Consider the following 24538-nt stretch of genomic DNA (forward strand, 5'->3'; position numbering starts at 1 on the left):
CGGGGCCCCTGCTGTGTGGAGAACACCGTACGCCTCACCCGTGGGGGCGGGCCTCCGGGTTGTCGTACCGGCAGGCGAGAATAAGTCCTGATGCGTACGGAGGGGGAGATCGCCACGAACACCGACCCGACCGGCCCCTGGTCCCTGGTCGTCCCGCTGAAACCGCTCGCACGGGCCAAGAGCAGGCTGGGCCGGGCCGTGGGCGGAGATCTGCGTCCCCGCCTGGCCCTGGCGTTCGCCCAGGACACCGTGGCGGCGGCGTTGTCCTGCCGGGCGGTGGGGGATGTGGTGGTCGTCACGGACGACCCGGTGGCCGGTGCGGCTCTGACCGCCCTGGGCGCGCGTATGGTGCCCGACGTTCCGGCGGCCGGTCTCAACGCCGCGCTGGAGCACGGCGCGCGTGCGGTGCGGGCGCGGCACGGGGCGGCGGCGGTCGCGGCGCTCAACGCGGATCTCCCCGCTCTGCGCCCGGAGGAATTGGCGCGGGTGCTCGATTTCGCCACTGAATTTCCCCGTGCATTTGTCTGCGATGCCCAGGGAATCGGCACCACTTTCCTTTCCGCGGCGCCGGGGGTGGAATTGCGGCCGGCTTTCGGCGGGGCGTCCCGGGCGCGGCATCTGGCCTCGGGCGCGGTGGAGATCGTGCTGCCCGGACTCGATTCGGTCCGCAGGGACGTGGACACGGGCGAGGATCTGGCGGCGGCGCTCGCGCTGGGGGTGGGGCGGTTCACCGCGGGTCCCGCGGCCCCGCTGGTGGCCGCCGGGGACCGATAGGCTGCCGCTCATGCAGGCGACCTCGTTCACGTACGACCCCGAGACCCGCACCGGCAGCGTGCTTCTCGACGACGGCACCCCGGTGGACTTCGACGCGCCCGCCTTCGACGCGGGCGGGCTCCGGCTGCTGCGTCCGGGGCAGCGGGTGCGGATCGAGACCGAGGGCGAGGCACCCGCGCTGCGGATCACCCTGGTGACGCTCCAGACGCTCTGAGAGGCCCCTGAACAGCCCGCGGGCCGGGCTCCCCGAGGGGAGCCCGGCCCGGCGCGTACGAGAACGAGCGGTGCCCGGTCTCACTTCTTGCGTGCGGTGGCCTTCTTGGCCGTGGTCTTGCGCGCCGTGGTCTTCTTCGCGGGCGCCTTCTTCGCCGTGGTCTTCTTGGCGGGCGCGGTCTTCGCGGCGACGGTCTTCTTCGTGGCGGTCGTCTTCTTCGCCGGGGTCGCCTTCTTCGCCGCCGCGGTGGTGGTCTTCTTGGCCGCCGTGGTGGTCTTCTTCGCGGCGGTCGTCTTGGCCGCGGTCGTCTTCTTCGCCGCCGCGGCGGTGGTCTTGCGCGCCGTGGCCTTCTTGGCGGTGGCCTTCTTCGCGGCGGCCTTGGCCGTCGTCCGGGTGGAAGAACCGCCCGAGAGGCTGCCCTTGGGGGCCTTCTTGACGGAGACCTCGCCGCCCTTGGGGAGCTTCTTCGAGCCGCTCACCAGGTCCTTGAAGCCCTGTCCCGCACGGAAACGGGGCACGGAGGTCTTCTTGACCCGGACGCGCTCGCCGGTCTGCGGGTTGCGGGCGTACCGGGCGGGGCGGTCGACCTTCTCGAACGAGCCGAAGCCGGTGACCGAGACCCGGTCCCCCGCGACAACCGCGCGGACGATCGCGTCGAGTACCACGTCGACGGCGTCCGCGGCCTGCTGACGGCCGCCGACCTTGTCGGCAATCGCTTCTACGAGCTGCGCCTTGTTCACGTCTTCCCCTTCGGAGACATTGCCGGAACAAACTGTTCAGGCTTTTTCGCACGTTAGGCAGATATATACCGCAAATCAAACACGAAACGGGCTAATCACCCTAGTGCCGCAACGAAGTCGACCGCTGCGCCGTCCGCAGAGTCAGTCACCTTCGGGGAATCGGCCCTCGTCGAGGTCCTTCATCAAACGGTCCAGACGTCTTGCCGCGCCTGGGAGATCGTGCTTAGCCGCGGCCGTGACGGCCAACAGCTTCCGGGACAGCGCCATCCGTACGCCCTCCGGGACTTGCAGTGAGCGCACTCTTGCGTGCGCTTCTTTCAATCGGTCGGCGACGTGGCCATAGAGCTCGAGTTGGCTGTCGCGTTCCATGCACCGATTGTGCCATCTGGGGCGAGTTGTCGCCCGAGGGGGTCTCAACAAGCGACTGCGCCCCCTGCCGTCGGGCAGGGGGCGCAGTTCGGGAAAAGCGCTGCTCAGGCAACAATTGTACGCGGCTTGTGCGACGGCCTGGCCGCCTCATAAGTCGCAATGTCCGCTTCGTTCTGAAGGGTGAGGCTGATGTCGTCGAGACCGTTCAGCAGTCGCCAGCGGGCGTTCTCGTCGAGCTCGAAGTCGGCCGTGACGCCCTCCGCGAGAACCTGCCTCTTCTCCAGGTCGACCGTGATCTCGGCCGTAGGGTCGGCCTCCGTCAGGTCCCACAGCGCGTCGACGACCTTCTGGTTGAGGACGACGGTCAACAGACCGTTCTTCAGGGAGTTGCCCCGGAAGATGTCCGCGAACCGCGAGGAGATGACGGCCTTGAAACCGTAGTTCTGGAGGGCCCAGACGGCGTGCTCACGGGAGGAACCCGTGCCGAAGTCCGGACCGGCGACCAGAACCGAGGCGCCCTTGCGCTCGGGGCGGTTGAGGATGAAGTTCTCGTCCCTGCGCCAGGCCTCGAAGAGCCCGTCCTCGAAGCCGTCGCGGGTGACCTTCTTCAGCCAGTGCGCGGGGATGATCTGGTCGGTGTCGACGTTGCTGCGGCGCAGCGGGACGGCACGGCCGGTGTGTGCGGTGAATGCTTCCATGGCTCTCAGACTCCGGCGGGCGTACGGACGTCGGACAGATCGGCGGGCGAGGCCAGATGGCCCAGCACGGCGGTGGCGGCGGCGACCTGCGGGGAGACCAGGTGGGTACGGCCGCCCTTGCCCTGCCGGCCCTCGAAGTTGCGGTTCGAGGTGGAGGCGGAGCGCTCACCGGGGGCCAGCTGGTCGGGGTTCATGCCGAGGCACATCGAGCAGCCCGCGTGCCGCCATTCGGCGCCGGCGGCGGTGAAGACCTTGTCCAGGCCCTCCTCGACGGCCTGGAGCGCGACCCGGACGGAACCCGGGACGACCAGCATCCGTACGCCGTCGGCGACTTTGCGGCCGTCCAGGATCGAGGCCGCGTTGCGCAGGTCCTCGATGCGTCCGTTGGTGCAGGAACCTACGAAGACCGTGTCGACGCTGATCTCGCGCAGCGGCTGTCCCGCGGTCAACCCCATGTACTCCAGCGCCTTTTCGGCGGCGTTGCGCTCCGAGGCGTCCTCGTACGAAGCGGGGTCGGGGACGTTGGCGGACAGCGGCGCGCCCTGGCCCGGGTTGGTGCCCCAGGTGACGAACGGCGCGAGTGCGGTGCCGTCGATGACGACCTCGGCGTCGAAGACGGCGTCGTCGTCGGTGCGCAGCGTCTTCCAGTACTCCACCGCCGCGTCCCAGTCCTTGCCCTCGGGCGCGTGGTCGCGGCCCTTCAGGTAGGAGAAGGTGGTCTCGTCGGGGGCGATCATGCCCGCGCGGGCGCCGGCCTCGATCGACATGTTGCAGATGGTCATCCGGGCCTCCATCGAGAGCTTCTCGATGGCGGGGCCGCGGTATTCGAGGATGTAGCCCTGTCCGCCGCCGGTGCCGATCCGGGCGATGATGGCCAGGATCAGGTCCTTGGCGGTGACGCTGTCGGGGAGTTCGCCCTCGACGGTGATCGCCATGGTCTTCGGGCGGGCGAGCGGCAGCGTCTGGGTCGCCAGCACGTGCTCGACCTGGCTGGTGCCGATGCCGAAGGCCAGGGCGCCGAACGCGCCGTGGGTGGAGGTGTGCGAGTCGCCGCAGACCACCGTGGTGCCGGGCTGGGTCAGGCCGAGCTGCGGGCCGACCACGTGCACGACGCCCTGCTCGACGTCACCCAGCGGGTGCAGCCGCACGCCGAACTCCGCGCAGTTCTTGCGCAGGGTCTCCAGCTGGGCGCGGGAGACCGGGTCGGCGATCGGCTTGTCGATGTCGAGGGTCGGGGTGTTGTGGTCCTCGGTGGCGATGGTGAGGTCGAGTCGCCGCACCCGGCGGCCCGCCTGGCGCAGGCCGTCGAACGCCTGCGGGCTGGTCACCTCGTGCAGCAGGTGCAGATCGATGAAGAGGAGGTCGGGCTCGCCATCGGCGCGCCGGACGACGTGGTCGTCCCAGACCTTCTCCGCGAGTGTCCTACCCATCGCTTTCCCTCCGGCCGGCATCCTCGCCGGCCCAACTAGAGATTCGGGTGCCGCCGTCCGGACCCCCGAGCGGGGCGGTGGCTGTGGGCCGTTGTACGGCCGCACGTACAGGTTCGCAACTTTCGGGGAAAATTGAACTTGCGTTTCACAGAGTGAGACGCGAGTATCGTCGTATGGACAACTCTAGCGGCGTCGGCGTTCTCGACAAGGCAGCTCTGGTATTGAGCGCCCTGGAGTCCGGTCCGGCCACCCTCGCCGGGCTGGTCGCGGCGACAGGGCTCGCACGGCCGACGGCACACCGACTGGCCGTGGCACTCGAACACCACCGCATGGTGGCGAGGGACATGCAGGGCCGTTTCATTCTCGGCCCCCGGCTCGCGGAGCTCGCGGCCGCGGCCGGCGAGGACCGCCTCCTGGCGACGGCCGGACCCGTACTCACACACCTGCGCGACATCACGGGCGAGAGCGCGCAGCTCTACCGGCGGCAGGGCGACATGCGCATCTGCGTGGCGGCGGCGGAGCGCCTGTCCGGACTGCGGGACACCGTGCCGGTCGGCTCCACCCTCACCATGAAGGCGGGTTCCTCCGCCCAGATCCTGATGGCCTGGGAGGAGCCGGAGCGTCTGCACCGGGGACTGCAGGGGGCCCGCTTCACGGCGACGGCCCTCTCCGGCGTACGCCGGCGCGGCTGGGCCCAGTCGATCGGCGAGCGCGAGCCGGGCGTGGCCTCGGTCTCCGCCCCGGTCCGTGGCCCCTCGAACCGGGTGGTCGCCGCGGTGTCCGTCTCCGGCCCGATCGAGCGGCTCACCCGCCACCCGGGCCGGATGCATGCGCAGGCCGTCATCGACTCGGCCGCCCGGCTGAGCGAGGCCCTGCGCCGCACGGGCTGAACCCCCCGAGGGGCCAGGCCCCTTCGCCGTACGAGGCCGCGCGGCACCCGCGCTCCCGCCTCGGCTCGCACCCTCCCACCAGAGGCCGCCCCAGCGTCGTGGCGGCCCCCCTTCACGCCCGGCACGCGCTCCGCAACAGGCAGGGCCCGTACGGGAGTCGGCCGCACCGCCCCCCAACTCCCCTTGCTCACCCGGAACAACGCAGAAGGCCCTCCACCGGAGTGAAGGGCCTTGCCGCACTGCTCTGTTGTACCCCCGACCGGATTCGAACCGGCGCTACTGCCGTGAGAGGGCAGCGTGCTAGGCCGCTACACAACGGGGGCGTGGTTACTGCTGACTTGCGCTGGGCTACCAGGACTCGAACCTAGAATGACGGTACCAGAAACCGTAGTGTTGCCAATTACACCATAGCCCATGGTGTGACAAGTACCCCCGACCGGATTCGAACCGGCGCTACTGCCGTGAGAGGGCAGCGTGCTAGGCCGCTACACAACGGGGGCCCTAGCGATCCCATCCGGCGTCAGCCGGATGTTGTCACCGAAGAACGTGGGTGCGACCCAGATGTTCTCGCGGGATGGATCTGTACCCCCGACCGGATTCGAACCGGCGCTACTGCCGTGAGAGGGCAGCGTGCTAGGCCGCTACACAACGGGGGCTTGTTACTCGGTCTTGCGCTGGGCTACCAGGACTCGAACCTAGAATGACGGTACCAGAAACCGTAGTGTTGCCAATTACACCATAGCCCACTGAAACGCAACCCCTGAGGGTTGTGATTCTGTCTGCGCTTCCCGGCCGGATCTTTCGGCCCGCTCGGGCGGCGCAGGAAGAACATTACCTGAAGGTGTCCGGCGCTCCAAAACGGGTATCTCCTGCCAGCAGGCCGGGGAGCTCGGCGAGCCCCGTGATCCGGACGAGCTCCGGGCGCCCGCCCCGTCCGCGACGGTCCAGCCACACACCGGCGAGACCCGCGGCCACGGCCCCGGCGGCGTCGATGTCTGGCTGGTCCCCGACGTAGACGACCTCGTGCGGGTCCAGCTCCAGCGCCTCACAGGCCGTGCGGAAGGCCCGGGCGTCCGGCTTGTAGACGCCGAGCTCCTGCGCGCACAGCAGCGCCTCGAAACGGTCCCGCACGCCGAGCGCCCGTAGCTTCCGCTCCTGGTGGTCGACGGAGGAGTTCGACAGGATCGCGTGCCGGTGCGTGGCGGCCAGTGCGTCGAGGACGGGCACGGCGTCCGGGAAGAGCTCCCAGGAGCTCTCGTAGTGCCCGACGTACCGGCGGAACCACGCGTCGGCGTCCTCGTCGCTCAGCTCCGCCTCCAGGAACTCCCGCACCCGGTCCCGGCAGTGCGCGGGCCAGTCCGACTCCCCGGCGGCGACGCGCGCCCAGTGGACGGAGGCGATGCGCATCCAGCGGTCGTGGTGGTCCTCGTCACTCTCGCCCAGCCCTTCCGCCCGAAGATGCCGCAGCAGACCGGTCCGGTCCGAGCCCGCGTAGTCGAAGATCGTGTCGTCCACGTCCCAGAGGACCGCGCGAATCACCATGTCCGGGAACCTACCCGCCCGAAAACGCGGAGAAGCCGGAACCCCGGAATCCGTGGACCGCACCCCGCTGCCGGCTTCCCGGGCCGCCCCGGCGCCGTGCACGACCGGAGGCCGGGCTCCCCGTGGGGGACCCGGCCTCCGGTGTGCGCTGGGCCCGCTACGCGGCGAGCTTCGCCAGCGCGGCGTCGATGCGGGCGATCGTCTTCTCGCGGCCCAGGATCTCCAGGGACTCGAAGAGCGGCAGGCCGACCGTGCGGCCCGTGACGGCAACGCGGACCGGGGCCTGCGCCTTGCCCAGCTTCAGGCCGTGCTTCTCACCGGCGGAGAGGACCGCCGCCTTGAGCGCCTCCGCGTTCCACTCCGCGGCGGTCAGCTCGGCGCGGGCCGTGACCAGCAGGGCGTCGGAACCCTCCTTCATGGCCTTCGCCCAGGACGCCTCGTCGTGGACGGGCTCGTCCAGGAAGAGGAAGTCGACGTTGGCCGTGATGTCCGAGAGAACCGTCACACGCGTCTGGGCGTGCGGGGCGATCTCGGCGAACTGCTCCGCGTCGAAGGCCTCGGGCGCCCAGGGCGCGAAGGGGGCCTTCAGCCAGGGCCCGCACGCCTCGGTGAACGTCTTCACGTCGAGCATCCGCAGGTGCTCGGCGTTGATGTGCTCGGCCTTCTTCAGGTCGAAGCGGGCCGGGTTGGCGTTGACGTCGGCGATGTCGAACGCGGCCACCAGCTCGTCACGGCCGAAGATGTCGCGGTCCTCGGCGATGGACCAGCCGAGCAGCGAGAGGTAGTTGAGCAGCCCCTCGGGCAGGAAGCCACGCTCGCGGTAGAGGTTCAGCGAGGCCTGCGGGTCACGCTTGGAGAGCTTCTTGTTGCCCTCTCCCATGACGTACGGCAGGTGACCGAAGGCCGGGGTGCTCTTGGCGATGCCCAGCTCGGCGAGCGCCCGGTAGAGGGCGATCTGGCGGGGGGTGGAGGAGAGCAGGTCCTCGCCGCGAAGGACGTGGGTGATCTCCATCAGGGCGTCGTCGACCGGGTTGACCAGCGTGTAGAGCGGGGCACCGTTGGCACGGACGATGCCGTAGTCGGGCACGTTCTCCGGCTGGACGGTGATGTCGCCGCGGACCAGGTCGGTGAAGGTGATCGCCTCGTCGGGCATCCGGAAGCGGACGATCGAGGTGCGGCCCTCGGCCTCGTACGCCGCCTTCCGCTCGTCGCTCAGGTCACGGCAGTGGCCGTCGTAGCCCGAGGGCTTGCCGGCGGCGCGGGCGGCGTCGCGGCGGGCGTCGAGCTCCTCGGTGGTGCAGTAGCAGTGGTACGCGTGCCCGGTGTCCAGGAGCTTGGCGGCGACGTCCTTGTAGAGGTCCATCCGCTGCGACTGGCGGTACGGCTCGTGCGGGCCGCCGACCTCGGGGCCCTCGTCCCAGTCGAGGCCCAGCCAGCGCATCGAGTCGAGCAGCTGCTGGTAGGACTCCTCGGAGTCGCGGGCCGCGTCGGTGTCCTCGATACGGAAGACCAGCGTGCCCTGGTGGTGCCGGGCGAAGGCCCAGTTGAACAGGGCGGTGCGGACCAGGCCCACGTGGGGGTTGCCGGTCGGGGAGGGACAGAAACGTACGCGGACGGGTGCGTTAACCACGCTTGATCACCTTGTTGGTGAGAGTGCCGATGCCTTCGATGGTGACGGCGACCTCGTCGCCGACGTGCAGGGGTCCGACTCCTGCGGGGGTTCCCGTGAGGATCACGTCACCCGGGAGCAGCGTCATGGCTTCCGTGATGTGGACGATCAGGTCCTCGACGGAGCGGATCATGTCGCTCGTCCGGCCGAGTTGGCGCTGTTCGCCGTTGACCGTGGCCTGGATGGCCAGGTTGCCGGGGTCGACGTCGGTCTCCACCCAGGGGCCGAGCGGGCAGGAAGTGTCGAACCCCTTCGCCCGGGCCCACTGGCTCTCCCGGCGCTGGACGTCACGCGCGGTGACGTCGTTGGCGCAGGTGTAGCCGAAGATGACGTCCTTGACGCGCTCACGCGGAACCTCGCGGCACATGCGGCCGATGACCACGGCCAGCTCGGCCTCGTGGTGCAGTTCCTCGGAGAAGGAGGGGAACTCGATGGAGTCGCCCGCGCCGATCACCGACGTGGTGGGCTTGAAGAAGGCGACGGGCACATCGGGGACCTCGTTGCCCATCTCGGCGGCGTGTTCCGCGTAGTTGCGGCCGATGGCCACGACCTTGTTGGGGAGCACGGGCGGGAGCAGCCGGACCTTCTTCAGCGGGACCTTGGTCCCGGAGAGCTCGAAGTCGGCGTACGGGATGCCCTTGATGATGTCGAGGACGAGGCTGTCGGGGCTGTCGCCCTCGACCGCGCCGAAGGCGACATTGCCGTCGATGGAGAACCTGGCGATGCGCACGGGATGCTGTCGCCCCTCACTTGCTGGCTGGCTGAAGACTGACGCTCCAGGCTATCGCCTCGCCCGGCCGGGGACGGGTACGCGTGAGGGGCGGCCGTGCCCGTGACGGCCGGGAGCCCGTCCTACCGGTCGGCGGGGACCGGGGCGTCCATGAGGATGGTGCGGCGCGGGTTCGCCGTCTGGGTGGGCAGGTCGACGGCGTGCTCCCGCTGCTCCGGCGCCCGCAGCGCCTCGGCGTCCGCGAGGTGCGCCAGCGTGGTGCGCCGGGGGTTGGCAATGTTGCGGAACGTCATCGTCGTCTTCATCTGCCGTATGGACCCTTGTCGCTGGGGCGCCGCCCGGAGGCACGCCGGTTGTCGGATTCGCTATCCCTGTAAAGCGTCAGGCTAAACATCCGATTCCCCGACGTGGCCGGGATGAGACGGCGATCATCGTGTGAGTTTGCTCACGAAGTTGCCGACAAATCTCGCATTACGGGCACACGATCATGAGATGCAAACCCGACAATCCGTCATTGAATCTGGCATTCCGCTCCCGATCATCGCGTCTGGGACACCGGCATCCAGGAGGGGGATCACCCCCGATCGACCGTTTTGACCGTGTACGCGCTCCACGTCTTGTTACGCAGCCATCACACCGTGTCATCCAGGTCACAGCCCGGTACGCGGGCCTTGTTGGAGATCCTTCACTGTGCTGGAATTCCACGCACCGCCGCGGGTTTCAGGCCCAGCGCGCAGGGGCGCAACGCAGCGCCGAGTGGCGGCGGGAGGGGGAAGTACGCCGGTCACTCACGACCACCTTGGGGCGCGTCCAGCGCCCCACGACGCCGACACCGTCCTGCCGCGCCCACGCGCGAAGGGACGCCTGGTCCAGAGGTTGCGACGCTAGTGCAGGGACGTTTCAAGAGGGATGGCATGGGGTCGCCCCAGCCCCGCCAGGGCCGAGGGGAAGCTCCGGCGGATCAGGAACCGCGCGGCGGCAGCGACCGCGGTTCCGTGCCCCAGCACGCCCAGAACCCCGGCCCGGCCGGTGACGGCGGCGACCGCGCGCAGCGCTCCGGCTCGACGGGAACCGGAGGCGGAGAGGCCGCGGCGCCCCTCACGCCGGCCGGCCCGAGCAGCGCGGGCTCACGCATAGCCCTGCGCAACTGGCGCATCAGTACGCGTCTGGTCTCCCTGCTCGCCCTCCCCGTGGTCGCCGCGACCACCCTCGGTGGCCTGCGCATCAACGAGTCCATGAACGACATGGACCAGTTGGAGCACATGCAGCTGCTCACCAAGATGACCAAGCAGGCGACCGCGCTCGCGGTCGCGCTGCAGAACGAGCGCGACCAGTCGGCCGGCCCCCTGTCGAACGGCGTGAAGGTCACCGACTTCAAGGTGACCGAGCCCCGCAAGCGCACCGACCGCGCCAAGGCCGCCTTCTTCGACGCCACGGACGAGATCGGCAACTCCCCCGGCGACGCGGCGCTGGACAGCATCCACGCGAGTGTCAGCCAGATCGGCAACCAGCTGGGCAACATCACCAGCATCCGCAAGGACGCCTACGCCGCCGACAGCCCGAGCCTCAACACGATCGACCAGTACAGCCAGCTGATCACCTCTCTGCTGAGCCTGTCGCAGGACATGGCCCAGGCGACCAGCAACCCCGAGATGATCAAGCGCACCCGCGCCCTCGCGGCCTTCTCCTCCTCCAAGGAGTACGCCTCGGTCGAGCGCGCGATCATCGCGGCGGCCCTGCCGGCCGGTGACAGCGACGAGACCCACCTGAACGACAACGACCAGGCGTTCGGCCGTAACGCGCTCAACAAGGCCGGCACGACGCTCAAGACCTTCGAGACGACCTACGAGTCCATGGGCAAGAGCTCCGCCGAGCTGCTGGCCCCGCTGGACAACGGGAATCCCGAGATCACCGCCGCCGACATGTACGCGAGGAAGGTGCTCGACAGCCCCCTCGGCATGGAGGGCAGCGGCAAGACCCGTACGTACATGGACTGGTTCGACCAGAGCTCCAACAAGATCAACGCCATGGGCACCATCGAGCAGACGCTCCTCGGTGAGATGGAGAGCAAGGCCCGCGAGCTGCGCGAGGAGTCGCAGCGCGACGCGATCCTCAACGGTGCGGTCATCCTGATCGTCCTCGGTGTGTCGCTGGTCGGCGCCTTCGTCGTGGCCCGGTCCATGATCCGCTCGCTGCGCAGGCTTCAGGACACCGCGACGCGGGTCGCCCAGGACCGGCTGCCGGAGCTCGTCAAGCAGCTCTCCGAGACGGACCCGCAGGACGTCGACACCTCCGTCGAGTCGGTCGGTGTGCACTCCCGTGACGAGATCGGCCAGGTGGCCGCGGCCTTCGACGACGTGCACCGCGAGGCGGTCCGTCTGGCCGCCGAGCAGGCGCTGCTGCGAGGCAACGTCAACGCGATGTTCACCAACCTCTCGCGCCGCAGCCAGGGCCTCATCCAGCGTCAGCTCTCGCTGATCTCCGAACTGGAGTCCCGCGAGGCCGACCCGGACCAGCTGTCCTCCCTCTTCAAGCTCGACCACCTCGCGACCCGCATGCGCCGTAACGGTGAGAACCTCCTCGTCCTCGCGGGTGAGGAGCCGGGACGCCGGTGGACGCGCCCCGTGCCGCTGGTGGACGTGCTCCGCGCCGCCGCCTCCGAGGTGGAGCAGTACGAGCGCATCGAACTGGCCGCGGTGCCCGCCACCGAGGTCGCGGGCCGTGTCGTCAACGACCTCGTGCACCTCCTCGCCGAGCTGCTGGAGAACGCCACGTCGTTCTCCTCGCCGCAGACGAAGGTCCGCGTCACGGGTCACGCGCTGCCCGACGGCCGTGTGCTCGTCGAGATCCACGACACCGGCATCGGCCTCTCCCCCGAGGACCTCGCCGCGATCAACGAGCGGCTCGCCTCGCCGCCCACCGTGGACGTCTCGGTCTCCCGCCGCATGGGTCTGTTCGTGGTCGGCCGCCTGTCCCTGCGACACGGCATCCGCATCCAGCTGCGCCCCTCGGACTCCGGCGGTACGACCGCGCTGGTCATGCTGCCCATGGAGGTCGCGCACGGCGGCAAGCAGCCGCCGAAGCCCGGCCAGGGCCAGGGTCAGCAGGGCAACGGCCAGCAGGGCGGTGCCCCTGGCGGCCTCCTCGGCGGTGCTCCCGGCGCGGGCCAGCGGCCCGGACTGGGCGGTTCCGCGGGGGCTCCCGCCAAGGGACTGGGTGGCTCTGCCCCGCGCGGGCAGGTCGGTGCGGGCTCCGCCCCGCGCGCCGCGCTGCCCTCGCGCGACGGCGCCGCCGGACCGCGCCAGCCGCAGCAGGGCGCGGGCCAGCAGCCCGGCGGCCCGCAGGGCCCCGGTCTGCCGAACCAGGGCAGGCCCGAGGGACCGCGTCAGGGCGGCGGCCTCGCCGGTGCCTTCTCCGGCGGTGCCCGCCCGGGCGCCCGCCCGCAGCAGGACCCCTCGGCCGGTGCGGACTCGGGGCGGCCGAACCTCTTCGGCCACTCCGGCCAGCAGAGCGGCCCGGCCGCCCGGCAGCCTCAGCAGCCCGGTCAGGGCCAGCTGGGCCAGGGCGACCAGGGCAACCGGCAGCAGCCCGGCGGTCCGGGGCGCCAGCTCCCTCCGCCCGGCGGCCCCCGTGCCGAGCTCCCCGGTGGCACCCCGCAGTCCCAGCGTCCGCAGGCCACCAGCTGGGGCGTCGAGGAGCAGGGTGCTCCGCGGCGTACGCAGCCGGACGCTCCGCGCGGTCACGAGGAGCACGACTCCGGCCGGTTCGCCCGGCCGGGCACCGCCGCCCCGAACCAGCCGTTCACCCCGCCGAACCAGCGTCCGCCGATGAACGACCTTCAGGGCCCCGGCGCCACGGCGGAGTTCGCCCGGCCGGACTTCTCGGCACCGCAGGCACCGCAGGGACAGGACCCGGCGAGCACCGCGCAGTTCGCCCGCCCGGACTTCAGCGCCCCGAGGCCGCAGGACCAGGGCTACGGCGCCCAGGCCCCGCAGATGCCCGCGCCGCGTCAGCCCGGGAACGCCGACTTCGGCGCCCCCCGTCCGCCGGCCCCCTCCGCGGGTGAGCCGCCGCGCCGACCCGCCCTGCCGCAGCAGCCCGAGGTGCTGCCGCCGGCCGGACCGGGTGACGGGCGTACGCCGTTGTACGACACGCTCGAGACGAACTGGTTCCACGGTCCGCAGCAGGGTGGCCAGCAGCCGCCCGCCGCCGAACCGCAGGCGCCAGCCGCCTCCCAGCCCGCCGGCGGTCCGGCTCCGTCCATGCCCAGGCGTGGTGCGGCGGACACCGGTTCGTGGCGCGCCTCGCCGAACGACGAGCTCGTACGGCAGGCGGAGCGGGTCAAGAAGCCCGCCGCCGGCGGCATCACCACGTCCGGGCTGCCCCGCCGTGTCCCACGTGCCAATTTGGTTCCGGGCACCGCTCAGCAGCAGAATCATCAGTCCGGACCTCAGGTTTCGCGTGCGCCCGATGACGTACGCGGCCGTCTGACCAATCTCCGCCGGGGCATCCAGCAGGGACGGCAGGCCAACAACGGCTCGTCGACCGGCAGTTTCCAACTCGGCCCCACTCACCAGCAGGAGCGTTAGTTGAGCCCCATGAGTCAGGCCGCGCAGAATCTGAACTGGCTGATCACCAACTTCGTGGACAACACCCCTGGGGTGTCCCACACGGTGGTGGTCTCCGCGGATGGCCTGCTGCTGGCGATGTCCGAAGGCTTCCCCCGCGACCGCGCCGATCAGCTGGCGGCCGTGGCCTCCGGTCTGACGTCGCTGACGGCAGGTGCCTCCCGGATCTTCGAAGGCGGCGCCGTGAGTCAGACGGTCGTGGAGATGGAGAGGGGATTCCTCTTCCTCATGTCCATCTCCGACGGCTCGTCGCTCGCGGTCCTCGCCCACCCCGACGCGGACATCGGTCTGGTCGGGTACGAGATGGCGCTTCTCGTCGACCGGGCGGGAACGGTCCTCACCCCTGACCTCCGCGCCGAACTACAAGGAAGTCTGCTCCACTGATCGGCCATGCGGCAGACACCTGACACGATCACCCCAGGTACTACTCAAAACCCTCACCCATCCGGCCGCCACAGCCCCTCACCGGCCACCTTCAGACGGCAAGCCGACATCCTGCTGTCACGCCCGGAGGATTTATGACCCCGCCACCCGCCTCACCCGATCCGTACGGCGCACTGCACCACGCGTCGTACGACGGTGAAGGCGACCAGCCGCTGGTCCGTCCGTATGCCATGACCGGTGGCCGGACCCGGCCGCGCTACCAGCTCGCGATAGAGGCTCTGGTCAGCACCACAGCGGACCCCGCCCACCTCGGGACCCTGCTCCCCGAGCACCAGCGGATCTGCCACCTGTGCCGTGAGGTCAAGTCGGTGGCCGAGGTCTCGGCCCTGCTGTCCATGCCGCTGGGTGTGGCCCGGATCCTTGTGGCGGACCTGGCGGAAGCCGGCATGGTGGCCATCCACCAGCCGGGCAACGGAGAGGCCGGCGGCGCGCCGGATGTGACACTGCTCGAAAGGGTGCTCAGTGGACTTCGCAAGCTCTAGCGACGGTACGCCCCGCGCGACCACCTCGGCGAAGATCGTCGTGGCAGGGGGCTTCGGCGTGGGTAAGACCACGTTCGTCGGTGCCGTCTCGGAGATCAATCCGCTGCGCACCGAAGCCGTGATGACGTCCGCGTCCGCGGGCATCGACGACCTGACCCACACCGGGGACAAGACCACGACCACCGTGGCCATGGACTTCGGACGCATCACCCTGGACCAGGACCTGATCCTCTACCTGTTCGGCACCCCCGGACAGGACCGCTTCTGGTTCATGTGGGACGACCTGGTCCGCGGCGCCATCGGCGCCGTCGTCCTCGTCGACACCCGCCGCCTCGCCGACTGCTTCCCCGCCGTCGACTACTTCGAGAACAGCGGCCTCCCCTTCGTCATCGCCCTCAACGGCTTCGACGGACACCAGCCCTACACCCCCGACGAAGTACGCGAAGCACTCCAGATCGGCCCCGACGCCCCGATCATCACGACGGACGCCCGGCACCGCGCGGACGCCAAGAGCGGTCTGATCACGCTGGTCGAGCACGCGCTGATGGCCCGGCTGAAGTAGCCGCAATGCGGGAGTGATCTACGGGACTTGCTGTAGTCACGCGGGGGCGGCCTGTGTCCTTTGACACGCTCCGCCCCCGCGTTCATAACATTTCGACAGAGAATTGCGTCCCCGCCGATACCCGACGCGCACGGCCGGTACCGCTGCGCTCACCTGAGCCTCGCCTTTTGGCGGGGCTCGCTCTTTATGCCCGTTTTATCGTGAGCCCGGCCCGGTCCGAATCGCGCATTCCGACTGTTTGGAACGCGACCGCTCCGCATGCTGCAATGCCTCGAACTACCCAGTAGTACGGCCCCTGAACGATAATCCGGCACAACGTAGGTGCCGACGCCGAGAGGTTGTTGGTCGAGTGAGGCGAAGCAACGAGGGCTCCGCGGCCCAGCCGGAGCGGGGCAACTTCACCCCTCCGCCGCGCGCTGCGGTGTCGCCTGCGGACACGTCGTCCGAGGCGGAGCCTGCCAGTGGCAGCACCAGCCGGCTGTCACCGCGCAACTGGCGGGTGCCCACCCGGCTGAACGCGATTCTCCTGATCCCCGCACTGGTCGGCCTCGTCATGGGCGGCTTCCAGGTGAAGGGGTCGGTCGACACCTGGAACGAGGCGCAGGACGCCGAGAAGACCGCTCTGGTCGTCCGCGCCGCCGCGGCCTACGGACAGGCGCTGCTGAACGAGCGTGACCTCACCGCCCAGCCGCTGCTGTCCAACAAGCGCACCGCCGCCGAGGTGGAGCAGGTCCGCGCCACCACGGACGACGCCGCCGCGAAGTTCGACGCCGCCGTGCAGAAAATGCCGGACAAAGAAGGCCTGCACCGCCGCCTGAAGCTGTTCGAGGTGGAGGAGCCCCTCCTCCCGGAGCTGCGCAAGGCCGCCTACGCCGAGGCGATGGACCCGGTGAAGACCGAAGAGGGCTACACCAAGGTCCAGCACTCGCTGATGGAGTTCTCCAACGAGCTCGGCCTGGGTACGGGCAACATCACCAGCTACGGCCGCACCGTGTACGCGATCGAGCTCTCCAAGGCCGCCGCGTCCCTCCAGCGCTCGATCGGCATGCACCTGCTGGTGCGCCCGAGCCAGGAACAGCGCAAGTTCAACGGCCAGGTCACGGCGTTCAGCTCGTACAACTACCTGGAGCAGATCGCCCTCGGTGAGTTCGTCTCCGGCGGTACGGAGGCCGACTCCGCGCGGCTCAAGGAAGTCATGGCCGACAAGGCCGCCGAGGGTGCCGAGCAGTTGAAGGCCGCCAAGGAGAAGGCCACCGCCGCCGGGGAGCCCTTCGTGGAGCCGCCGAGCGTCGAGGGCTCGGTCTTCGACGGCATGGCCCAGCAGATCGGTCAGGGCAGGAGCCCGGCCCAGCTGAAGGCCAAGGGCATCACCCCCGAGACCTGGATGGCCGCGGCCACCGCGAAGTTCGACGGTTACACCACGGTCGAGAACGAGCTCGTGGACAAGGCCGTGACCGAGGCTGCGGAGATCTCGACGGACGCCCGCAACGACGCCATCCTCAACGCCGCGATCGTCATCGTCGCGCTGCTCGCCGCCTTCGTCATCGCCGGGCTCATGGCCCGCCAGATGAGCCGCTCGATGCGCCAGCTGCGTACGGCCGCCTTCGGCATCGCCGAGCAGCGCCTGCCGATGCTGGTCGACCAGCTGTCGCGGACCGAGCCGGGCCGGGTGGACACCCGGGTCCAGCCGATCCCGATCAACAGCCAGGACGAGATCGGCGAGGTCGCCCGCGCCTTCGACCAGGTGCACCGCGAGGCCGTCCGGCTCGCCGCCGAGCAGGCCATGCTGCGGGGCAACGTCAACGCGATCTTCACCAACCTCTCGCGCCGCAACCAGTCGCTCATCGAGGGTCAGCTGACCCTCATCACCGACCTGGAGAACAACGAGGCCGACCCGGACCAGCTGGAGAGCCTCTTCAAGCTGGACCACCTGGCCACGCGTATGCGCCGCAACGGCGAGAACCTCCTCGTCCTCGCCGGTGAGGAGCCGGGCCGCCGCTGGAACCAGCCGGTTCCGCTGGTCGACGTGCTGCGGGCCGCCTCCTCCGAGGTGGAGTCCTACGAGCGCATCGAGCTCACGGGTGTGCCGGAGAGCGAGATCCACGGCCAGGCCGTGACCGACCTCGTGCACCTGCTGGCCGAGCTGCTGGAGAACGCCACCACCTTCTCCTCGCCGCAGACCAAGGTCCGCGTCACCGCGACCCGGCTGCCCGACGGCCGCGTCATGGTCGAGATCCACGACAAGGGCATCGGCCTCACCGCCGAGGACTTCGCGGACATCAACCACAAGCTCGCGAACCCGCCGACCGTGGACGCCGCGGTGTCCCAGCGCATGGGTCTCTTCGTGGTCGGCCGGCTGGCCGACCGGCACGGCATCCGGGTCCAGCTGCGCCCCTCGGGCGAACAGGCGGGCACCACGTCGCTGGTCATGCTGCCGGACGCCATCACCCACGGTGGTGGCGGCGAGACGGCCCAGGAGAGCGACTTCACGGTCTCCTCGATCATCCCGGAGCAGCAGCAGCCGCAGGCCTTCGAGCCGATGTCGCAGCAGACACCGATGCGCACGGCCGCGGAGCTCGGCTTCGACGACTCCCGGTACGAGATACCGGCGGCGGACTCCCCGCAGCTCGACCCGGTCAACCGGTCGCTGATGCGTGAGGAGCGGCGCGCCGCGCTCGAGGCACAGACCGGCGGCGAGCGTCCCGCGTTCCAGGACAACGGCGCCGGGCAGCAGGAGGCCTACGCCCAGGAGCAGTTCACGCAGGAGCAGTACGGCCAGACGCAGCACGGCCAGGAGCAGTACGCCCCCGGCCAGCACGGTCAGGAACCGTACGCCCCCGCGCAGTACGGCCAGGAACAGCAGGGGTACACCCAGCCCGGTTACGACGCCGGCTACGAGCCGTACACCGCCGGGAACGGCTACCAGGAGCCGCAGCAGAACGGTTATGCGGAAGCTGAATACGGCACTCCGGAAGCTCGGCAGGAGCAGTTCGCCGACCCGTACGCACAGCAGGGCAACCAGTCCCACCAGGGCGAGTGGGCAGGTCAGGGCTCTTACCAGGGCGCCTACGAGACCCAGGCGCAGCCGGTAGCGGAATCTGTTCCGAGCGCTCCCGCCGAGACGCAGGAGCGCGTAGGCTTCGAGCGTCCGGGGCCCACCCCCAGTCCCGGTCACGACCTGACCGACGCGGGGCTGCCCCGCCGGGGTGCCGGACAGCAGCACTGGCAGCCCACCGGGCGCGGAAACGATCAGCCTGCCGCGCCGGCGCAGCGGCAGCGGCCTCAGCCGGAACAGCCGCAGGCGGATCAGCAGACGGAGCCCGCGGACGGGGAGAGCCCCGCGGACTGGCGCTCGGCGAACGACGAGCGCTGGGAGCGGGCCGAGAAGCTCAAGGACCCCAAGGCGGGTGGAATCACGCCGTCGGGGCTCCCCCGGCGCGTGCCCAAGGCCAACCTGGTCGAGGGGACGGCGGAGCAGACCCAGCAGGGCGGCCCACAGGTCTCCCGCGCTCCGGAGGACGTGCGGGGCAGGTTGAGCAACCTGCGCCGTGGTGTCCTTCGGGGACGTACCGCGGGGTCGGACACAAGTAATACCTACAACCAGGAGCGTTAGTGTGAGCCCGATGAGCCAGGCGGCGCAGAATCTGAACTGGTTGATCACCAACTTCGTGGACAACACCCCTGGGGTGTCGCACACGGTGGTGGTCTCCGCCGACGGACTCCTGCTGGCAATGTCCGAAGGTTTCCCGCGGGACCGCGCCGATCAGCTGGCGGCTGTCGCCTCCGGTCTGACGTCGCTCACCGCGGGTGCCTCCCGGATCTTCGAAGGCGGCGCCGTGAATCAGACCGTTGTGGAGATGGAGCGAGGATTCCTCTTCATCATGTCCATCTCCGACGGATCCTCACTCGCTGTCCTCGCCCACCCGGACGCCGATATCGGCCTGGTTGGGTACGAAATGGCACTTCTCGTGGACCGTGCGGGAAGTGTCCTCACGCCGGATCTCCGCGCCGAACTCCAGGGAAGTCTTCTTAACTAATAGACAGACAGTGCGTTTCTCGTCACCGCGCCATAAGGTGCGGTGGCGCGGCACCACTGGGATGGCGACCGGCAGTCGGAGGAGGAAACGTGGCAGCACCCACAGGCGGACACCCGTACGAGGGCGGTCAGCGGGTTCCGGGTGAGCAGGGTGACAACCGTTTCGACGCCCCCTCCACGCCCGGCAGACAGGGTTCGCACGAGCAGCCCTACCAGCCGTACCAGCCCTACCAGCCCCATCAGGGCCCGCAGGGCGGTGAGTGGCAGCAGCAGCCCCAGCAGCCCGGTTCCGGGTGGCCGCAGCAGCAGCCGCAGCAACAGCCGTACCAGCAGCCTCAGTACCAGCAGCCGCAGCACGAACAGCAGCCGCAGCAGCGGTACGAGGCGCCTCCGTCGCGCATCCAGCCGGTCCAGCGGCAGGCTCCGGCACCGGCGAAGCCCGCGGGGCACAATCCGCTGGTGCGCCCGTACGCCATGACCGGCGGCCGGACCCGGCCGCGCTACCAGCTCGCCATCGAGGCTCTGGTCAGCACCACGGCCGATCCGTCCAGGCTGCAAGGGCAGTTGCCCGAGCACCAGCGGATCTGCCGGCTCTGCATCGAGATCAAGTCGGTCGCCGAGGTTTCGGCCCTTCTCTCGATCCCGCTCGGCGTTGCCCGGATCCTCGTCGCCGACCTGGCCGAGGCCGGACTCGTCGCTATCCATCAGCCCGGCGGCGACGAGACCGCCGGCGGCCAGCCAGATGTGACACTGCTCGAAAGGGTGCTCAGTGGACTTCGCAAGCTCTAGCGGCGGAGCGGCCCGCTCCACTACCTCGGCGAAGATCGTGGTGGCAGGGGGCTTCGGCGTGGGTAAGACCACGTTTGTCGGTGCCGTCTCGGAGATCAATCCGCTGCGCACCGAAGCCGTGATGACGTCCGCGTCCGCGGGCATCGACGACCTGACCCACACCGGGGACAAGACCACGACCACCGTGGCCATGGACTTCGGACGCATCACCCTGGACCAGGACCTGATCCTCTACCTGTTCGGCACCCCCGGACAGGACCGCTTCTGGTTCATGTGGGACGACCTGGTCCGCGGCGCCATCGGCGCCGTCGTCCTCGTCGACACCCGCCGCCTCGCCGACTGCTTCCCCGCCGTCGACTACTTCGAGAACAGCGGCCTCCCCTTCGTCATCGCCCTCAACGGCTTCGACGGACACCAGCCCTACACCCCCGACGAAGTACGCGAAGCACTCCAGATCGGCCCGGACACCCCGATCCTCACCACGGACGCCCGGCACCGCGCGGACGCCAAGAGCGCGCTCATCACGCTGGTCGAGCACGCGCTGATGGCCCGGCTGCGCTGACCTCCGCCGCCCGTTGCACGGCGAAGGCCCCGTACTCCTGGGAGTACGGGGCCTTCGCCGTGCAACGGGGCCCGCAGGGCCGTGGAGGGGCCTCAGCGGCCCTTTTCAGCCCTGCCAGCTGTGCGGGGCACGGAAACCGGGGGTGCGCTCCAGCCGGCGCCACCCGGCGGTGCTGCGGCCTCGGCCGGCCGGGGCGTCGGGCTGGGCGGACGCGCGGGCGAGCAGGACCGCGGTGATGGCGGCGAGCTCTTCGGGGCCGGCCTGGCCCTTCTCGACGCGCAGGACCGAGTCGGCGGGGGTGACGCTCATGGATGTCTCCGTCTTCTGGGCAGAGGGGCGCGGGGCGCGGGCGGGGTCGCCGCCCGCGGACCGCGGCTACTGCGGGGGGTTGCCGTGCTTGCGGGACGGCAGGTCGGCGTGCTTGTTGCGGAGCATCGCGAGCGAGGCGATGAGTACCTCGCGCGTCTCGGCGGGGTCGATGACGTCGTCGACCAGGCCGCGCTCGGCCGCGTAGTAGGGGTGCATCAGCTCGGCCTTGTACTCCTTGACCATGCGGGCCCGCATGGCCTCGGGGTCCTCGGCGTCGGCGATCTGACGGCGGAAGATGACGTTGGCGGCGCCTTCGGCGCCCATGACCGCGATCTCGTTGGTGGGCCACGCGTAGGTCAGGTCGGCGCCGATGGACTGGCTGTCCATGACGATGTAGGCACCGCCGTAGGCCTTGCGCAGGATCAGGGAGATCCTGGGCACGGTGGCGTTGCAGTACGCGTAGAGCAGCTTCGCACCGTGCCGGATGATCCCACCGTGCTCCTGGTCGACGCCGGGCAGGAAGCCGGGTACGTCCAGGAGAGTGACGATGGGGATGTTGAACGCGTCACACATCTGGACGAACCGCGCGGCCTTCTCGGACGCCTCGATGTCCAGGACACCCGCCAGTGCCTGCGGCTGGTTGGCCACGATGCCGACGACCTGGCCGTCGAGCCGGGCCAGTGCGCAGACGATGTTGCGGGCCCAGCGCTCGTGGACCTCCAGGAAGTCGCCGTCGTCGACGAGCTCCTCGATGACCTTGTGCATGTCGTAGGGGCGGTTGCCGTCGGCCGGGACCAGGTCCAGCAGGACGTCGCCGCGCCGGTCGGCCGGGTCGTCGCTCGGCACCACGGGCGGGTTCTCGCGGTTGTTGGAGGGCAGCATCCCGATGAGGTAGCGGACCTCGGCGATGCAGGTCTCCTCGTCGTCGTACGCGAAGTGCGCCACGCCCGAGGTCTCGGCGTGCACGTCCGCGCCGCCGAGGCCGTTCTGGGTGATCTCCTCACCGGTGACCGCCTTGACGACGTCCGGCCCGGTGATGAACATCTGCGAAGTCTCACGGACCATGAACACGAAGTCCGTCAGCGCCGGGCTGTAGGCCGCGCCACCCGCGCACGGGCCGAGCATCACACTGATCTGCGGGATCACACCCGAGGCCCGGGTGTTGCGCTGGAAGATCCCGCCGTAACCGGCGAGCGCGCTGACACCCTCCTGGATACGGGCCCCGGCACCGTCGTTCAGCGACACCAGCGGGGCGCCCGCCGAGATGGCCATGTCCATGATCTTGTGGATCTTCGTGGCATGGGCCTCGCCCAGCGCCCCGCCGAAGATCCGGAAGTCGTGCGCGTAGACGAACACCGTCCGGCCCTCGACCGTGCCCCAGCCGGTGATCACCCCGTCGGTGTACGGCCTCTTCGCCTCCAGGCCGAAGCCGGTCGCCCGGTGCCGGCGCAACTGCTCGACCTCCTTGAACGACCCCTCGTCCAGCAGCAGCCCGATACGCTCGCGCGCCGTCAGCTTGCCCTTGGCGTGCTGCGCCTCGGTCGCCCGCTCGCTCGGTCCACGCCGGGCCCGCTCACGCAGAGCCAGCAGTTCGGCCACCCGCCCACGCGTGTCGCTGGGCTCGCCCGGGATTTCGTCCACAACGGTCATGCGTCGACCCTACGAACCCGACCCAGGATTTCCTGCCGTTCACTCCGGACAGTCTCCTGCCCGGTTTCCTGGTGGCACCCGACAGAACCGGGGCTCCGGGTATCCCATCTGCCAGCTCACGAGGCTTCCGGGTTGTAGATCCCCCACAAAGCACCCCATGTGGCCTCGGCCACACACCCCGTCGCGCGCCACGCCGCGGAGCCACCGGGGCGGGGTACCGGGCAGACCTCAATGGCGGGGGCGCCCGGACCTCGGCTCACGCGCCGGGCGTACGCCCTCGCCCTCACCGGCGACAGCCGAGCGCCGTCCACACTCCTCGCCCAGGAGGGTGAGCCGGTCGCCCTCCCAGCATGCACGGCCGCCCCGGGCGGACCGCAGCGGCCCCCGGGGAGCCTGCGGAGCACCCGCATCGGCGGCCCCGCTCACTCCGCGCGCACGACGGTCCACCGCACGTGGCCAAAAACCGTCCCGTGGCGTCGAGTTGTGAAGAACAGGGCGCCTTTGAGAGCGCTCTCAGTCATAACTCTTGACGGTGGCGAGAGGCATCGCGAGAGTGTTGCGCACCGCAGACGGCCCCACCGTTCCACACCCCCCGCGCCACCCCCCATGCCCCTGTCTGCGACCCCCACACTCCGGGAGTTCCTTCGTGATTTCTCGCAGAATGTTCCTGACGGGCGCCGCCGCCTCCGCGACCGCGCTCAGCTATCCCCTCTGGGGCAGCGCCCTAAGCCCGCGCACCTCCGCCGCCCCCGCCACGTGCGAACTGGCACTGGAGAACACGTCGCTGCCCGGGACCGTGCACGCGTACGTCACCGGCCACGAGCAGGGCACCGACCGCTGGGTGCTCCTGCGCGCCGACGGCAGCGTCTACCGCCCCGATTCCCCCGGCGCCCCGCAGACCCCGCTCCCGGTGGACTGCGCCATCCCGCTCAAGGGCGCGGGCGCCGGCCCCGTCGTACTGACCCTCCCGCAGATGTACGGGGCGCGGGTCTACTTCGTGCGCGACGGCAAGCTGGACTTCTACCTCAACCCGGGCCCTTCGCTGGTCGAGCCCGCCTTCGCGACCCCGGCCGACCCGAACTACGGCCGGACCTGGTCGTTCTGCGAGTTCACGTTCAACCCTCAGCAGCTGTACGCGAACATCAGCTACGTCGACCTCGTGACGGCGCTGCCGATCGGCCTGACCCTGGAGGGCGACTCCACCCACACCGTGGCCCCGCTCCCGGACGGCGCGGTCCAGCGCATCGCGGACGACCTCACGGCCCAGGCCGCGGCGGACGGGCAGCCCTGGGACAAGCTGATCACCCGCGGCCAGGACGGTCAGGTCCTGCGGGTCGTGTCGCCGCAGAACCTGATGGCGCCGTTCTTCGACCGGCCCGCGGAGATGCCGTTCAGGGACCTGTTCACCGCACAGATCGACGAGGTCTGGGAGAAGTACCGCTCCACCGACCTGCGGATCGACCTCCAGGGCGGACGGGGGACACTGGCGGGCCGGGTCAGCGGGGACACGCTGACCTTCGAGGGCGGGCACACCTTCGTCAAGCCGACGTCGAAGGACATCTTCACCTGCAACCACGGTCCCTTCACGAACAACCCGGCCGACTCCGACGACAAGAAGGCGCTGCTGGCCAGGATCGCGGCGGGCTTCAACCGCTCGATCATGCTCAGCCACCCGCAGCAGCCCAACGGCACCTCGGTGGCGGACTACTACAAGGGCGCCGTGACGAACCACTGGTCCCGTGTCGTCCACGCGAACTCCCCCATCGGTTACGCGTTCCCCTACGACGACGTACGCCCGGACGGCGAGCCGGACGTCTCGGGGGCCGCGCACGACGGCAACCCCCGCCGCTTCACGGTGAGCGTCGGCTCCTGACGCTCACCGTGACCCGCCCCTCGGCGCGGCTGCGCCGAGGGGCGGGGGCGCCCCCCCCCCCGCCCCCGGGGGGGGGCCCCCCCTTTACGCGCCCCCCCCCCCAGCCCGGTGCCGGCGCGGGAAGCGGTAAAACCACGCCCCCCCACC

Annotated in this window: 22 protein-coding genes and 5 tRNA genes; 12 read left to right on the forward strand and 15 right to left on the reverse strand. The window is 70.1% G+C overall.

All coding sequences use genetic code 11. From position 1 onward, the window contains the following. Nucleotides 1–90: 90 nt before the first annotated feature. Both cofC and ACFY8O_RS00710 read left to right on the forward strand, forming a co-directional pair. Complete coding sequence (cofC, locus tag ACFY8O_RS00705; RefSeq protein ID WP_387897514.1) at nucleotides 91–774, forward strand: 2-phospho-L-lactate guanylyltransferase; 684 nt, start codon at nucleotides 91–93, stop codon at nucleotides 772–774. 10 nt (nucleotides 775–784) lie between these two features. After that, nucleotides 785–988: a hypothetical protein gene (locus ACFY8O_RS00710; RefSeq protein WP_145810889.1), complete on the forward strand. Its 204-nt coding sequence runs from the start codon at nucleotides 785–787 to the stop codon at nucleotides 986–988. 80 nt (nucleotides 989–1068) lie between these two features. On the opposite strand, the gene ACFY8O_RS00715 is transcribed toward ACFY8O_RS00710, so the two are convergent. The 4 genes from ACFY8O_RS00715 to leuC all read right to left on the reverse strand — a co-directional run bounded on the left by ACFY8O_RS00715 (nucleotide 1069) and on the right by leuC (nucleotide 4225). Next, a complete protein-coding gene (locus ACFY8O_RS00715) occupies nucleotides 1069–1728 on the reverse strand; it encodes an HU family DNA-binding protein (protein ID WP_387897517.1) in 660 nt (219 codons plus the stop codon). A gap of 141 nt (nucleotides 1729–1869) precedes the next feature. After that, the gene (locus ACFY8O_RS00720; protein ID WP_145810893.1) at nucleotides 1870–2097 is read right to left on the reverse strand and encodes an SCO5555 family protein; all 228 of its coding nucleotides are present in this window, start codon (nucleotides 2095–2097) and stop codon (nucleotides 1870–1872) included. Between the two features lie 104 nt (nucleotides 2098–2201). After that, nucleotides 2202–2795 (reverse strand): 3-isopropylmalate dehydratase small subunit, encoded by a 594-nt coding sequence (leuD, locus tag ACFY8O_RS00725; RefSeq protein WP_387897518.1) that lies wholly within the window; start codon nucleotides 2793–2795, stop codon nucleotides 2202–2204. Nucleotides 2796–2800: 5 nt separating this feature from the next. Then, entirely contained in the window at nucleotides 2801–4225 is a 1425-nt protein-coding gene (gene leuC, locus ACFY8O_RS00730) for a 3-isopropylmalate dehydratase large subunit (protein ID WP_145810897.1), read from the reverse strand. A 173-nt stretch (nucleotides 4226–4398) separates the two neighbouring features. Here leuC and ndgR point away from each other — a divergent pair, with 173 nt between their 5' ends. Continuing rightward, nucleotides 4399–5115 (forward strand): IclR family transcriptional regulator NdgR, encoded by a 717-nt coding sequence (gene ndgR / locus ACFY8O_RS00735; protein ID WP_014048551.1) that lies wholly within the window; start codon nucleotides 4399–4401, stop codon nucleotides 5113–5115. 250 nt (nucleotides 5116–5365) lie between these two features. Here the strand turns inward: ndgR and ACFY8O_RS00740 are convergent. The 9 genes from ACFY8O_RS00740 to ACFY8O_RS00780 form a co-directional block, all read right to left on the reverse strand. Further along, a tRNA-Glu gene (locus tag ACFY8O_RS00740) sits at nucleotides 5366–5438 on the reverse strand. 20 nt (nucleotides 5439–5458) lie between these two features. Next, nucleotides 5459–5530: transfer RNA gene (locus ACFY8O_RS00745), tRNA-Gln, on the reverse strand. A gap of 12 nt (nucleotides 5531–5542) precedes the next feature. Further along, nucleotides 5543–5615, reverse strand: a tRNA-Glu gene (locus ACFY8O_RS00750). Nucleotides 5616–5698: 83 nt separating this feature from the next. Beyond that, a tRNA-Glu gene (locus ACFY8O_RS00755) sits at nucleotides 5699–5771 on the reverse strand. An 18-nt stretch (nucleotides 5772–5789) separates the two neighbouring features. Continuing rightward, nucleotides 5790–5861, reverse strand: a tRNA-Gln gene (locus ACFY8O_RS00760). 85 nt (nucleotides 5862–5946) lie between these two features. Continuing rightward, nucleotides 5947–6657, reverse strand: a complete 711-nt coding sequence (locus tag ACFY8O_RS00765) for an HAD family hydrolase (RefSeq protein ID WP_387897523.1) — start codon at nucleotides 6655–6657, stop codon at nucleotides 5947–5949. A 157-nt stretch (nucleotides 6658–6814) separates the two neighbouring features. Beyond that, nucleotides 6815–8287: a glutamate--tRNA ligase gene (gltX, locus tag ACFY8O_RS00770; protein ID WP_387897526.1), complete on the reverse strand. Its 1473-nt coding sequence runs from the start codon at nucleotides 8285–8287 to the stop codon at nucleotides 6815–6817. Next, nucleotides 8280–9056 (reverse strand): fumarylacetoacetate hydrolase family protein, encoded by a 777-nt coding sequence (locus ACFY8O_RS00775; RefSeq protein WP_145810904.1) that lies wholly within the window; start codon nucleotides 9054–9056, stop codon nucleotides 8280–8282. Before ACFY8O_RS00775 ends, gltX begins: the two co-directional genes overlap by 8 nt. Nucleotides 9057–9178: 122 nt before the next feature. Further along, on the reverse strand, nucleotides 9179–9361 hold the full coding sequence (locus ACFY8O_RS00780; RefSeq protein WP_145810906.1) for a hypothetical protein: 183 nt from the start codon (nucleotides 9359–9361) through the stop codon (nucleotides 9179–9181). 609 nt (nucleotides 9362–9970) lie between these two features. On the opposite strand from ACFY8O_RS00780, the gene ACFY8O_RS00785 reads away from it, so the two are divergent. The 8 genes from ACFY8O_RS00785 to ACFY8O_RS00820 all read left to right on the forward strand — a co-directional run bounded on the left by ACFY8O_RS00785 (nucleotide 9971) and on the right by ACFY8O_RS00820 (nucleotide 20559). Beyond that, nucleotides 9971–13645, forward strand: coding sequence for a sensor histidine kinase (locus ACFY8O_RS00785; RefSeq protein WP_387897529.1), 3675 nt, complete (start codon nucleotides 9971–9973; stop codon nucleotides 13643–13645). A 9-nt stretch (nucleotides 13646–13654) separates the two neighbouring features. Beyond that, nucleotides 13655–14068, forward strand: coding sequence for a roadblock/LC7 domain-containing protein (locus tag ACFY8O_RS00790; RefSeq protein WP_006127850.1), 414 nt, complete (start codon nucleotides 13655–13657; stop codon nucleotides 14066–14068). A 134-nt stretch (nucleotides 14069–14202) separates the two neighbouring features. Beyond that, nucleotides 14203–14610 carry a DUF742 domain-containing protein gene (locus ACFY8O_RS00795; protein ID WP_003966010.1) on the forward strand — a complete coding sequence of 136 codons (408 nt, stop codon included), beginning with the start codon at nucleotides 14203–14205 and terminating at the stop codon, nucleotides 14608–14610. Then, nucleotides 14591–15172: a GTP-binding protein gene (locus tag ACFY8O_RS00800; RefSeq protein WP_145810910.1), complete on the forward strand. Its 582-nt coding sequence runs from the start codon at nucleotides 14591–14593 to the stop codon at nucleotides 15170–15172. Before ACFY8O_RS00795 ends, ACFY8O_RS00800 begins: the two co-directional genes overlap by 20 nt. Nucleotides 15173–15521: 349 nt before the next feature. Further along, nucleotides 15522–18785, forward strand: coding sequence for a sensor histidine kinase (locus ACFY8O_RS00805; protein WP_387897531.1), 3264 nt, complete (start codon nucleotides 15522–15524; stop codon nucleotides 18783–18785). Between the two features lie 10 nt (nucleotides 18786–18795). Continuing rightward, nucleotides 18796–19209: a roadblock/LC7 domain-containing protein gene (locus ACFY8O_RS00810; protein ID WP_006127847.1), complete on the forward strand. Its 414-nt coding sequence runs from the start codon at nucleotides 18796–18798 to the stop codon at nucleotides 19207–19209. A gap of 89 nt (nucleotides 19210–19298) precedes the next feature. Next, on the forward strand, nucleotides 19299–19997 hold the full coding sequence (locus ACFY8O_RS00815) for a DUF742 domain-containing protein (protein WP_387897533.1): 699 nt from the start codon (nucleotides 19299–19301) through the stop codon (nucleotides 19995–19997). Beyond that, nucleotides 19978–20559, forward strand: a complete 582-nt coding sequence (locus ACFY8O_RS00820; protein WP_014048542.1) for a GTP-binding protein — start codon at nucleotides 19978–19980, stop codon at nucleotides 20557–20559. Before ACFY8O_RS00815 ends, ACFY8O_RS00820 begins: the two co-directional genes overlap by 20 nt. 105 nt (nucleotides 20560–20664) lie before the next feature. Here ACFY8O_RS00820 and ACFY8O_RS00825 read toward each other — a convergent pair whose 3' ends face one another. Both ACFY8O_RS00825 and ACFY8O_RS00830 read right to left on the reverse strand, forming a co-directional pair. After that, nucleotides 20665–20868, reverse strand: coding sequence for an acyl-CoA carboxylase subunit epsilon (locus ACFY8O_RS00825; protein ID WP_145810916.1), 204 nt, complete (start codon nucleotides 20866–20868; stop codon nucleotides 20665–20667). A gap of 66 nt (nucleotides 20869–20934) precedes the next feature. Continuing rightward, complete coding sequence (locus tag ACFY8O_RS00830; RefSeq protein ID WP_387897536.1) at nucleotides 20935–22518, reverse strand: acyl-CoA carboxylase subunit beta; 1584 nt, start codon at nucleotides 22516–22518, stop codon at nucleotides 20935–20937. 661 nt (nucleotides 22519–23179) lie between these two features. Between ACFY8O_RS00830 and ACFY8O_RS00835 the strand changes: the two genes are divergently transcribed. Then, a complete protein-coding gene (locus tag ACFY8O_RS00835) occupies nucleotides 23180–24391 on the forward strand; it encodes a glycoside hydrolase family 64 protein (RefSeq protein ID WP_387899496.1) in 1212 nt (403 codons plus the stop codon). Nucleotides 24392–24538 lie beyond the last annotated feature (147 nt).

The organism is Streptomyces argenteolus, from assembly GCF_042902585.1.
GTDB classification, from domain to species: domain Bacteria; phylum Actinomycetota; class Actinomycetes; order Streptomycetales; family Streptomycetaceae; genus Streptomyces; species Streptomyces argenteolus.